The sequence below is a fragment of the Tahibacter caeni genome (assembly GCF_024609805.1).
GTDB classification, from domain to species: Bacteria; Pseudomonadota; Gammaproteobacteria; order Xanthomonadales; family Rhodanobacteraceae; genus Tahibacter; species Tahibacter caeni.
On the sequence record NZ_JANFVR010000139.1, the window covers coordinates 1 to 12,010 of the forward strand.

Genomic DNA, 12,010 nt, shown 5'->3' on the forward strand with positions numbered 1-12,010 from the left:
CGCGGCGCAGGGCCGGGCGGCGGGCCGCGGTGCCGCGCGGCCCTGCCGGCTGCGGCGCAAAAAAAAACGCCGGCAGAGCCGGCGAGGAGACTCCATCCTAGCATCCGCCGCGTCCGCGCGGCAGTCTGGCCGTGTCACGGGCCGCTGCTATGATCGGCCGCATGAGCATGGTCGCCGACAAGCCGTTGAAACTGTTCCAGGGGCGCTTCGCGTACCTGATGGGACTCTATGCCGAAAACCACGAGCGCCTGGTGCGCCTGTTCGCCCCGCAGCGACTGGCGCCCGGCAGTTATCTTTCCTCGATCGACGACGGCCTCGACGTGCGTCTGGACCTGATCGAGCAGCACCGCTACACGATCGAACTGCGCCTGAACTACGTCCTGCGCGAAAGCGGCGGCGAGCTCGCTCCGTCGGCCTGGCTGCGGCTGTATCAGGACGCGCATCTGGCCGAGGCGACGCACTGCCATCCGGGTCGTCATCTGATCGACGTGCTCGGGCCGTATCCGCCGGCGCAGACCGTGTTCCAGCATCGCCTGCGCATGAACGCCTTCCTGACGCGCTGGCTCGAATACCTCGGCGAGCAGGGACATTCCGTCGGCACCTTGCGGCCGCTGCCGCCCGACGCGCTGGCGCCGCTGCGGCGGCAGGGCTGAAACCGGCGTAAGGCCGCTTCGCGCCGCCGGGCGAAAGAGAATCCGCAGCGCGCGAACGGGTCCGGAACGCAGGCAACAAAAAACCCGCCGTAAGGCGGGTTTCTCGATTTACTGGCGGAGTGGACGGGACTCGAACCCGCGACCCTCGGCGTGACAGGCCGATATTCTAACCGACTGAACTACCACTCCATTGACTCACAACATTTCCTTTTGTTGCTTTTGCTCCAACTTTCACTTCGGAGCGGAACACGTCCTGCGTTCCATTTTTTGATTGGCGTCCCCACGGGGATTCGAACCCCGGTCGCTACCGTGAAAGGGTAATGTCCTAGGCCTCTAGACGATGGGGACGTAACCTTTGAAACTCGTTGGTTGAAGCGGATGCCGCACTTGCATTCGACGGTGGTGGAGCTAGTCGGGATCGAACCGACGACCTCTACAATGCCATTGTAGCGCTCTCCCAGCTGAGCTATAGCCCCCCGTCGAGAGGAGCGGAATCTTAGGGAGCGAGCCCTTCAGCGTCAACCCCTCCGATGAATTTTTTTTTGCAGCCGCCGCCGTCGGCGTTCGTCGGTTGCCGATGGCAGGGGCGGCGCGGTAAGACGGGCGCATGCACGGAATCGAATTTCTGAAGGACCTCGCCGTCATCATGGTCGTCGCCGGCTGCACGACCCTGGTGTTCCATCGCCTGCGCCAGCCCGTGGTGCTCGGCTACATCCTCGCGGGCCTGCTGATCGGTCCGCACACGCCGCCGTTCGCGCTGATCACGAACGAGGAAACCATTCGCAGCTTCGCCGACCTCGGCGTCGTGCTGCTGATGTTTTCGCTCGGCCTGGAATTCAGCCTGCGCCGGCTGCGCGAGGTCGGCGTCGCGGCGCTGGTCGCGACCGGCGTCGAAGTCATGCTGATGCTCTGGGCCGGCTACGAGCTCGGCCGCTGGTTCGGCTGGCGCACGATGGACGCGCTGTTCCTCGGCGCGATGATGGCGATCTCCTCGACCATGCTCGTGCTGCGCACGATCCACGAGGCCGGCCAGAAGCAGGAACGCTTCGCGCGGCTGGTGTTCGGCATCCTCGTCATCGAGGACGTGGTCGCGATCGTGCTGATCGCACTGCTGTCGGGCATCGCGATCACCGGAGCGGTCGAGCCGGGCCACGCGCTCGCCACCCTGGGCCGGCTGTGTCTGTTCATCGTCGTCGCGTTGATCCTCGGCCTGCTGCTGCTGCCGCGGCTCATCGACCACGTCGCGGCGACCGGGCGCGGCGAAATGCTGCTGGTCACCTCGCTCGGCATCTGCTTCGGCGCCGCGCTGCTGGCCGCGGCGGCCGGCTTCAGCGTCGCGCTCGGCGGCTTCGTCGCGGGCGCGATCGTCGCCGAGGCCAACGCCGTACGCCGCGTCGAACATCTGATCGAACCCGTGCGCGACATGTTCGGCGCCTTGTTCTTCGTCGCGATCGGCATGCTGATCCAGCCCGACCTGCTGATCCGCCATGCGGTGCCGGTGCTGCTGGTCGCCGCCGTCGTCGTCGTCGGCAAGACCTTGGCCGTGACCTTCGGCGGCGTCATCGCCGGCAACGACGGGCGCACCGCGCTGCGCGCCGGGCTCGGCCTGGCGCAGATCGGCGAGTTCTCGTTCGTGATCGCCGGCGTCGGCCTGGCCAACGGCGTGACCAGCGATTTCCTGTACCCGATCGCGGTCGGCGCGTCGGTGCTCGCGGCCTTCGTCACGCCGTTCCTGATGCGCCGCTCCGACGCGCTGGCCGATCGCGCCGACGCTCTGCTGCCGCGCAAGGTGCGCGCGCTGATGATCGCTTACCAGCACTGGATAGCCGGTCTGCGGCCCGAGCAGGACAATGCGCTGATCGCGCAGATGCTGCGCCGCCTGGTGCTGCACATCGTCGTCAACATGGCCCTCGTCGTCGCGGTGTTCCTCGGCGCGGCCTGGCTCAAGCCGCGCATGCTCGAGTGGCTGCCGCAGTGGACGGCCGGCGAGACGCTGCGCCGCAGCCTGCTCTGGTCGCTTGCGCTGTTCCTGTCCATGCCGATGCTGATCGCCGCCTACCGCAAGGCCGATGCGCTCGGCATGGTGCTGGCCGAGCTCGGCATCCGCGAAGGCGTGGCCGGCGCGCGCACCTATGCGTTGCGCCGCGTGCTCGGCAAGATGATTCCGCTGGCCGTGCTCGTGATGCTGGCTGTGCTCGTCATGGCGCTGGGCTCGGCGATACTGCCGTCGCTCGGCGTGCTGATCCTGCTGCTGACCGTCGCCGCCGCGCTCGCCGCTTTCCTCTGGCGCGCGTTCATCCAGGTGCACGCGCGGCTGCAGGCGACCTTGCGCGAGGTCATGCAGCCGTCGCCCGGAGAGGGGCACGACACGCCGCCGTGAACGTGTATATTTCTCGGCGTCGCGCGTTGCTGCAGACCGGCCGGGGGCGATTCACGCATGGGTGGTTCGATGCGTCTGCAACGGGGAGCACAGTGGCTGCGCCGGCAGAGCGAAGTGCTGCGCCTGCTCGCCCAGGGCGTTCCGCGCAAGCGGGTCCTCGCCGAAATCGAAGCGCTGCTCCAGCTGGAATTTCCAGGCACGACGCTCGCACTGGCCGTCGAGCTCGAAGGCCGTCCGTTCCGCTGGATAGGCCGGGGCCCGGCGGCCGGCGACCTGGCCGCGGTGCTCGACGTCGCCGACCAGGAGCACGAAGGCTGGTTCGCGCTGGAGGCGGGCGGCGCCGTCGTTCGCGCCGAAGCGCCTGCGGCCGGCGAACGCGGTTTCTGGGTCGAGCCGCTGCATGACGTCGGCGGCCGGCGGTTCGGCCGGCTGCTGATCTCGCCCGACGCGCCGGCCGGCGTCGACGCGGCCGCGCGGCCGCTGACCCGCGTCGGCGCGACGATCGCCGAGCTGGTGTTCCAGCGCGACGCGGCGTTCGCGCGGCTGGAGCAGGGACGCGAGCTCTACCGTTCGCTGCTCGACAACCATCCCGATGCCGTGCTGCACGTCGATGCCGACGGCCGCGTGCGCAGCGCCAATGCGACGGCGCTGCAACTGTTCGGCGCCGAGGTCGGCGCGCCCGGCGGCGCCGCGTTTTCCGCGCTGTTCGACGAATCGACCCAGGCCGCGCTGGCCCTGCGCCTGCCGTCGGTGCTGCGCGGCCATGCCCAGTCGATGGAGGCGACCGCGCCGCGGCCCGGCACGCGGCCGCACGAGCTCGAGCTGATTCTCGTTCCGTTGCGCGACCATCTCCGCGCGAGCGGCCTGTTCGTGATCGCGCGCGACATCACGCGCCTGCGCGCGGCCGAACGCGCGCTGCGCCGCACCTACGAGAAGTCGCTGCTGCGCCGCGACCAGCTGCTCGATCTCAACGCCGTCGCCGTCGACAGCGCCGCGATCGACAGTGTGCAGGGCCTCGCGCTGCAACTGGCCCGCTCGATGGGACGCCTGGCCGGCGTCGACCTCGTCCGCCTGAGCCTGCCCTCGAGCGCCGACACGATCGCCGGCCACGACAATCTGCTCGTGCTGGCGCCGCCCGAGCTGGCCGATCTCGGGCGCGCGCTGCCGATCGCGCTGCGCGCCCGCGCGCTCGCGCATCCGGAACCGCAGCACAGCCGCTGGCACCCGGCCGACGCGGCCGCCGACGGCGACTGGCTCGGCATGAGCCTGCGCGCCGACGACGGACGCCTGATCGGTTCTCTGGAGTGGTTCGCGCTCGAACAGGACGTGTTCGACGACGACGACGAAGTGCTGCAGCTGCAGTTCGCCCGGCTCGGCGTCAGCAACGTGCAGCGCGTCTGGCTGCATCGCGAGCTGCGCGAGGCCGAGCGCGGCATCGCGCACCAGCTCGCGTTCGTGCGCACGATGGCGGCCAGCGTCGGCGAGGGCCTCTACGCGATCGACCGCGGCGGCCGGCTGACGTTCATGAATCCGGCCGCGAGCGAGATCCTCGGCTGGCGGCCCGAGGACCTCGCCCACGGCGCGGCCGAACGCCGCTTCGTCGACGATGCGATCGGGCCGGCCGCCCAGGCGATGGGGCAGGGCAGCCGCATCGCCGCGCCGGCGGAGTTCGTCGCCCGCGACGGCCGCCGCGTGCCGGTCGATTTCGTCGCCTCGCCGCTGCACCTGGACGGCGCCGCGAGCGGTGCGGTCGTCGTGTTCCGCGACATCAGCGAACGCCTGCTGGCCGAGCAGGCGCGCGAGGAGCGCGACCGCTTCTTCGCGCTGTCGCTGGAGCTGTTCGTCATCGTCGACGCCGAGGGGCGCCTGTCGCAGTTCAACGCGGCGACGACGCGGCTGCTCAAGTGCGGCGCCGAGGAACTGCGCGCGAGCAACTGGCGCGACCACGTCCATCCGGACGATCTCGCAACGACCGCGGCGGTCACGGCGCAGATCCTCGTCCAGGGCCGCATCGATGCGTTCGTGAACCGCTGGGTCGACGCCGAGGGCGGCGAGCACTGGCTGGAGTGGACCGCGTCGCTGACGCCGGACCAGCGCATCTTTGCGGTCGCGCGCGACATCACCGAACGGCGCCGCTACGAGCTCGAGCTGGCTCATTTCGCGAGCCACGACCCGGTCACGGGCCTGCCGCGCATGGAACTGGCCGAGGCGTTCCTGGCGTCGTCGCTCGCGGCCGCGGCGCTGCGTGGCGGCCGCGTCACGGTGTCGTACCTGGACCTGGACCGCTTCCATCTGGTCAACGAGGTGCGCGGCCATGCGACCGGCGATCAGGTGCTGCACGCGGTCGCGCGGCGCCTGATCGAGGCGGTCGGCGAGCGCGGCCAGGTGGCGCGCGTGGCCAGCGACGAGTTCCTGATCGTGCAGACCGACGACGGCGACGGACCCGACCAGCAGGAGCTCGGCGAGTCGCTGCGCCTGCTGATCGAGCGGCCGATCGCGCTCGGTGAGCAGCAGGTGCTGCTGACCTGCAGCGTCGGCGTCAGCTGTTTCCCGGAGAACGGCGCGACGGCGCGCGAGCTCATGCAGCAGGCCGAGGCGGCCATGACCAAGGCCAAGGACGAAGGCCGCAACGCCGTGGCCTCGTTCTCCAACGAGCAGTCGCAGGCGCTCAAGGACCGGCGCGAACTCGGCGCCGGCCTGCGCGACGCCATCGCCAACGACGAGCTCGTGCTGCATTTCCAGCCGCAGATCGGCGCCCACGACTGGCAGGTGCGCGGCGTCGAGGCGCTGGTGCGCTGGAACAGCCCGCAGCACGGCCTGCTGCCGCCGGGCCGCTTCATCCGCGTCGCCGAAGAGCTCGGCATGATCGTCGAGCTCGGCCAGTGGGTGCTCGAATCCGCCTGCCGCAAGGCGCGCGAATGGCTGGACAGCGGCCTGGCCGACTTCACGGTCGCGATCAACGTGTCGGCGCTGCAGCTGCAGCGGCCGGATTTCCTCGAGCGCGTGCAGCGCGCGCTGGACGTGTCGCGGCTGCCGCCGCGCTATCTCGAGCTGGAGCTGACCGAGTCCATGGTCATGGCCCACGTCGAGCGCGTCATCGTCGCGATGCGCTCGCTCAAGGCGCTCGGCGTGAGCCTGTCGCTCGACGATTTCGGTTCGGGCTATTCGAGCCTGAACTACCTGCGCCGCTTCCCGATCGACAAGCTCAAGATCGACCAGTCCTTCGTGCGCGACATCATCACCGACCCCGGTTCGGCCGGCATCTGCCGCGCGGTCATCGCGCTGGGCCACCAGCTCGGCATGACGGTCAGCGCCGAGGGCGTGGAGACCATCGGCCAGGCCGCGTTCCTGCGGCGCAGCGAATGCGACCAGTTCCAGGGCAACTATTTCTGCGTTCCGGTGCCCGAGGCGCAGGCGTTCGAGGTGCTGCGCCGGCGCTATCTGCGCCAGGACAGCGACGAGACCGAGGCCAGCGCCGGCAGCGGGGAGACCCTGCTGCTGCTCGACGACGAGGAGAACGTGCTGCGTGCGCTCGTGCGCCTGCTGCGCCGCGACGGCTACACCATCGAGACCGCGACGAGCGCGCGGCAGGCTTTCGAGATCCTGGCTGCGCAGCCGGTGCAGGTCATCATTTCGGACCAGCGCATGCCCGACATCAACGGCACGGAGTTCCTGGGGCGGGTCAAGGATCTGTACCCCGACACGGTGCGCCTGATTCTCAGCGGCTACAGCGATTTCGCCTCGCTGACCGAGGCGATCAACCGCGGCGCGGTCTACCGCTACGTCGCCAAGCCCTGGGACGACGAGGAGCTGCGCCGCATGGTGCGCGAGGCGTTCCGCATCGCCGCGTCGCGGCAGGGCTGACGACGGCGCCCGCGCGCGGCGTCACAGATCGTCCTCGTCGATGTAGATCGCGCCGGTCTCGTCGCGCACGATCTGCGTGATGCCTGGGTGCTCGCGTTCGAGCCGGCTCAGCTCGGCCTCGTGGCGTTCGAGCTGGCCGCGCTGCGCGCGCACGAGGTCGGCCAGGCGCTGGTTCTCGAGGATGACGGCGCGGTAGTGCAGCGCCTGCACGACGGCCATGCGCAGATCGTTGTCGTCCCAGGGCTTGGGAATGAAGCGGAAGATGCGTGCCTGGTTGATCGCGCTGACGATCGCCTCGAGGTCGGCGTAGCCGCTCATCAGGATCCGGGCGACGTTGGGCTGGCGGTCGCCGATCTGGGCGAGCAGGTCGACGCCGCTCATGCCGGGCATGCGCAGGTCGGAGATGACCAGGTCGAAGTTCTCCTCGGTCGCGAGTTGCAGCGCGTCCTCGGGCGCGTTGGCCGGGTACAGCTCCAGACGCTCGCCGTCGAGCAGGCTGGTCGGGATGGTGGCCAGGTTGCGCCGCAGCGCAGTCAGGATGTTGGGCTCGTCGTCGACGATCAGAACGCGATACATGCGGATCTCCTCGGGGGGCGGGCTCAGGTCTGCCGCTGCGGCAGGGTGATGCGGAACGTCGTGCCGTGGCCGGGCTGGCTGTCGACCGTGATCTCTCCGTGGTGCTTGCGTACGATGCCGTAGGAGATCGACAGCCCGAGGCCGGTGCCCTTGCCGACCGGCTTGGTCGTGAAGAACGGATCGAAGATGCGCTTGAGATTGTCCGGCGCGATGCCGCCGCCGTTGTCGGCGATCTCGATCCAGACCTTGCCGTCCTCGGTGCCCGTGCGCACGACGATCTCGCCGCGCTGTTCGATGGCCTGGGCCGCGTTGACGAGGATGTTCACGAAGACCTGGTTGATCTGCGACGGCAGGCATTCGACGAGCGGCAGGCTGCCGTATTCCTTGCGCACCTCGGCCTTGTACTTGAGCTCGTTCCAGACGATGCCGAGAGTGCTGTCGAGGCCGCGGTGCAGGTCGTACAGCGACCAGGTCTCCAGCCGGTCCACGCGCGAGAAGTCGCGCAGGTCCTGCACGATGCGGCGCACGCGGTCGATGCCTTCGCGCGATTCGGCCAGCAGCGGCGGCAGGTCCTGCACGAGGAACGAGAAGTCGATCGCGCGCTTGCGGTCGGCGACCTCGGCGCGGCGCTCGGCCGTGATGGGGCCGTTCATCGCAAGCACGGCGTCATAGCACTCGATCAGGCCGAACAGGTTGTTGAGGTACTCCTGCAGGGTGCCCAGGTTGGAATGGACATAGCCGATCGGGTTGTTGATCTCGTGCGCAATGCCGGCGGCGAGCTGGCCGAGCGAGGCCATCTTCTCCGACTGCACGAGCTGTTCCTGTACGGTGTCGAGCCGGGCCAGAGCGAGCTCGAGCTCCTGGTCGCCGGCCCCGGCGTCGGCGGCCGGCTCGTAGTCGAGCAGCAGCGCCAGCGCGCCGTCGCCGGCCAGCGGCAGCACGACCGAGCGCGAGGCCGCGTCGGAACGCGCATGCGCGACGAGCTCGCGCAGCCGGCGCTCGGGGTCGCCCTGGGCGCCGGCCAGGTTCTCGGCCAGGCGCAGCGCGGCGGGATTGGCATGGGCGAGGTCGTCGCCCCGCAGCAGCACCAGCGGTTCGCTGATCGCGTTCAGGGCGTCGTGCAGGTGGGATTCGGTGGATGGTTGCATGACGCGATTCGGACCCTGGCTCCGGCTGGCGGCGTCGCGTGGATTTTTCGCCATTTGTGCGAAAAAGGAAATGCATGGCGGCCACGCCGCGAGGAATGCCTCGCGGCCGCGGCGGCCGGACGTAACCGTCCGGGGGCCGGCAGGGGCGCCCGGGCCAGTCCCCAGGCGGTCGCGACAGTCGCGTCCAGTGCGAGCGGACGGCTATACTCGGCATCTACGCACCCGGTGGGAGAAGCGGCCCAGGCCGCTGCCGAAGGCGCAACGCCCGTAATCGCTCAGGCTCCCATACCACCGCGCGCGAACACTCTGGAGAGACCGGCAGCGCCGGCGCCGAAGGGGCAAGAAGCGCAGGCTTCGAAACTCTCAGGCAAAAGGACAGAGGGGCGCCCCGACGTGCGGCCTGCACGTCGTCTTCGGACGTCCCCATACCATGAGCCAGAACACCCGTCCCTCCTTGCGCCAGCTCGAGCACCACGATGCGTTCATCGAACGCCACATCGGCCCGAACGACGCCGAAATCGCGCACATGCTCGGCGTCGTCGGCCAGCCCTCGCTGGAGGCGCTGACCGACGCCATCGTGCCGGCCTCGATCAAGTCGGCCGCGCCGCTGGCCCTGCCGAGCCCGCTGACCGAGGTCGAGGCGCTGGCCAAGATCCGCGCGATCGCCGGACGCAACCAGGTGTTCCGCAGCTTCATCGGCCAGGGCTACTACGGCACCCATACGCCGAATGTCATCCTGCGCAACATCCTCGAGAACCCGGCCTGGTACACGGCCTACACGCCGTACCAGGCCGAGATCTCCCAGGGCCGCATGGAGGCCCTGATCAACTTCCAGACCCTCTGCGCCGATCTGACCGGCATGGAGATCGCGAACGCCTCGCTGCTCGACGAAGGCACGGCCGCGGCCGAAGCCATGACCCTGGCCAAGCGCTCGTCCAAGTCCAAGTCCGACATCTTCTTCGTCTCGCGCGGGGTGCACCCGCAGACCCTCGAGCTGCTGAAGACGCGCGCCGAACCGCTCGGCATCGTGCTGCAGATCGGCGACGACAGCGAGGCCGCCGGCGTCGACGCGTTCGGCGTGCTGCTGCAGTACCCGAACACCTACGGCCAGATCAGCGACTACGCCGCACTGGCCGACGCCGTGCATGCGCGTGGCGGCCTCGTCGCGGTCGCGAGCGACCTGCTCGCGCTGACCCTGATCGCCGCGCCGGGCGAGTGGGGCGCCGACATCGTCGTCGGCAACAGCCAGCGCTTCGGCGTGCCGTTCGGCTTCGGCGGTCCGCATGCGGCCTTCATGGCCTGCCGCGACGCCTACAAGCGCTCGATGCCGGGCCGCCTGATCGGCGTCTCGGTCGACGCCGAAGGCAAGCCGGCCTATCGCCTGACCCTGCAGACGCGCGAGCAGCACATCCGCCGCGAGAAGGCCACCTCGAACATCTGCACGGCGCAGGTGCTGCTGGCCGTCATGGCCAGCATGTACGCGGTCTACCACGGCCCCGACGGCCTGCGCCGCATCGCCGCGCGCGTGCACCGCTGCAGCGCGATGCTGGCCGCGGCGCTGCGCAAGGCCGGCATCACGGTCGGCCCGGACTTCTTCGACACCCTGCACGTGGTCGGCGTCGACGCCGAGGCCATCCACGCCAAGGCGGAAGCCGCGCGGATCAACCTGCGCCGCATCGACGCAGGCAGCCTCGGCATCAGCCTCGACGAGACCGTCACGCGCGAAGACCTCGTCGCGCTGGCCGCGCTGTTCGGCGCCGACCCCGGCGATCTCGACGCGCTCGACGCGGCGACGCCCGACGCGCTGCCGGCCGGCCTGCGCCGCACGACGCCGTTCCTGCAGCACCCGGTGTTCAACACTCACCACAGCGAGCACGAGCTGCTGCGCTACATGCGCGCGCTGGCCGACAAGGATCTGGCGATGGATCGCACGATGATCCCGCTCGGCAGCTGCACGATGAAGCTCAACGCGACGGCCGAGATGATTCCGGTCACCTGGCCCGAATTCGCGAACATCCATCCACTCGCGCCGGCGGCGCAGATCCGCGGCTACAAGGAGCTCATCGACGGCCTCGAGCAGATGCTCGTCGAATGCACCGGTTACGACGCCGTCAGCCTGCAGCCGAACTCCGGCGCCCAGGGCGAATACGCCGGCCTGCTCGCGATCCGCGCCTATCACCGCTCGCGCGGCGACGCGCACCGCGACGTCTGCCTGATTCCCGAATCGGCCCACGGCACGAACCCGGCCTCGGCGCAGATGTGCGGCATGCAGGTCGTCGTGACCAAGTGCGACGCGAACGGCAACGTCGACGTCGAGGACATCCGCCGCGCCGCCGAGAAATACAGCGAACGCCTCGCCGCGATCATGATCACCTATCCTTCGACGCACGGCGTGTTCGAGGAGGACGTCGTGCGCATCTGCGAGATCGTGCACGCCCACGGCGGCCAGGTGTACACCGACGGCGCCAACATGAACGCGCTCGTCGGCGTGGCCAAGCCCGGCAAGTGGGGCTCGGACGTGTCGCACCTGAACCTGCACAAGACCTTCTGCATTCCGCACGGCGGCGGCGGTCCCGGCGTCGGCCCCTGCGCGGTCAAGGCGCATCTCGCGCCGTTCTTGCCCGGCACGCTCGGCGGCGAAAATCCGGTCGGCATGGTCAGCGCGGCGAACTTCGGCTCGGCCTCGATCCTGCCGATCAGCTGGATGTACGTCACCCTGATGGGGGCCAGCGGCCTGCGCAAGGCCACCCAGGTCGCGCTGCTCAACGCGAATTACATCGCCAAGCGCCTCGCGCCGCACTACGAGACCCTGTACACCGGCCGCAACGGCCTCGTTGCGCACGAATGCATCCTCGACCTGCGCCCGCTCAAGGACGCCACCGGCGTCAGCGCCGAGGACGTGGCCAAGCGCCTGATCGACTTCGGCTTCCATGCGCCGACCTTGAGCTTCCCGGTGGCCGGCACCCTGATGGTCGAACCGACCGAATCCGAATCGCAGCACGAGCTCGACCGCTTCATCGACGCGATGATCGAGATCCGCGAGGAAATCCGCGCGATCGCCGACGGCAAGCTCGACCGCGAGGACAACCCGCTCAAGCACGCGCCGCATACGGCGACGATGGTCTGCGGCAGCGAATGGCGCCATGCCTATCCGCGCGAGCTCGCCGCCTTCCCGCTGGCCACGCTCAGGCAGCAGAAGTACTGGCCGCCGGTCGCCCGCGTCGACAACGTCTACGGCGACAAGAACATCATGTGTGCCTGCATACCGGTCGATGCGTACAAGGAAACCGCCGACGCCTGAGCGTCGGCGGTTTCCGGGAATGGGGAATCGGGAATAGAGAATCGGGGGCGCCCGGGGGGGGGCCCCCCGCCCGGGGGGGGGGGTGGGG

At 69.4% G+C, this 12,010-nt stretch carries 6 protein-coding genes, 3 tRNA genes, 1 pseudogene and 2 riboswitches; of the genes and pseudogenes, 4 read left to right on the forward strand and 6 right to left on the reverse strand.

What is annotated here, in order from left to right:
• Positions 1 to 161 precede the first annotated feature (161 nt).
• Complete coding sequence (locus NON22_RS13105) at positions 162 to 653, forward strand: DUF1249 domain-containing protein (protein ID WP_257387387.1); 492 nt, start codon at positions 162 to 164, stop codon at positions 651 to 653.
• A 112-nt stretch (positions 654 to 765) separates the two neighbouring features.
• On the opposite strand, the gene NON22_RS13110 is transcribed toward NON22_RS13105, so the two are convergent.
• The 3 genes from NON22_RS13110 to NON22_RS13120 form a co-directional block, all read right to left on the reverse strand.
• Positions 766 to 842, reverse strand: a tRNA-Asp gene (locus tag NON22_RS13110).
• A gap of 83 nt (positions 843 to 925) precedes the next feature.
• Positions 926 to 1,001: transfer RNA gene (locus tag NON22_RS13115), tRNA-Glu, on the reverse strand.
• Between the two features lie 52 nt (positions 1,002 to 1,053).
• Positions 1,054 to 1,129: transfer RNA gene (locus tag NON22_RS13120), tRNA-Ala, on the reverse strand.
• 131 nt (positions 1,130 to 1,260) lie between these two features.
• On the opposite strand from NON22_RS13120, the gene NON22_RS13125 reads away from it, so the two are divergent.
• Complete coding sequence (locus NON22_RS13125) at positions 1,261 to 3,033, forward strand: cation:proton antiporter (RefSeq protein WP_257387388.1); 1,773 nt, start codon at positions 1,261 to 1,263, stop codon at positions 3,031 to 3,033.
• A gap of 57 nt (positions 3,034 to 3,090) precedes the next feature.
• The gene (locus tag NON22_RS13130) at positions 3,091 to 6,897 is read left to right on the forward strand and encodes an EAL domain-containing protein (RefSeq protein WP_257387389.1); all 3,807 of its coding nucleotides are present in this window, start codon (positions 3,091 to 3,093) and stop codon (positions 6,895 to 6,897) included.
• Between the two features lie 21 nt (positions 6,898 to 6,918).
• Here NON22_RS13130 and NON22_RS13135 read toward each other — a convergent pair whose 3' ends face one another.
• The 3 genes and pseudogenes from NON22_RS13135 to NON22_RS25010 all read right to left on the reverse strand — a co-directional run.
• Positions 6,919 to 7,473: a response regulator gene (locus NON22_RS13135; protein ID WP_257387390.1), complete on the reverse strand. Its 555-nt coding sequence runs from the start codon at positions 7,471 to 7,473 to the stop codon at positions 6,919 to 6,921.
• Positions 7,474 to 7,496: 23 nt separating this feature from the next.
• Entirely contained in the window at positions 7,497 to 8,126 is a 630-nt protein-coding gene (locus NON22_RS25005) for an ATP-binding protein (RefSeq protein WP_425507979.1), read from the reverse strand.
• Positions 8,127 to 8,140: 14 nt separating this feature from the next.
• Positions 8,141 to 8,333: pseudogene (locus NON22_RS25010) on the reverse strand (ATP-binding protein); the annotation flags it as partial.
• 504 nt (positions 8,334 to 8,837) lie between these two features.
• Positions 8,838 to 8,922: riboswitch (glycine riboswitch) on the forward strand.
• Between the two features lies 1 nt (position 8,923).
• Positions 8,924 to 9,004, forward strand: a riboswitch (glycine riboswitch).
• A 47-nt stretch (positions 9,005 to 9,051) separates the two neighbouring features.
• Here NON22_RS25010 and gcvP point away from each other — a divergent pair.
• The gene (gene gcvP, locus NON22_RS13145; RefSeq protein ID WP_257387392.1) at positions 9,052 to 11,922 is read left to right on the forward strand and encodes an aminomethyl-transferring glycine dehydrogenase; all 2,871 of its coding nucleotides are present in this window, start codon (positions 9,052 to 9,054) and stop codon (positions 11,920 to 11,922) included.
• Positions 11,923 to 12,010: the final 88 nt, after the last annotated feature.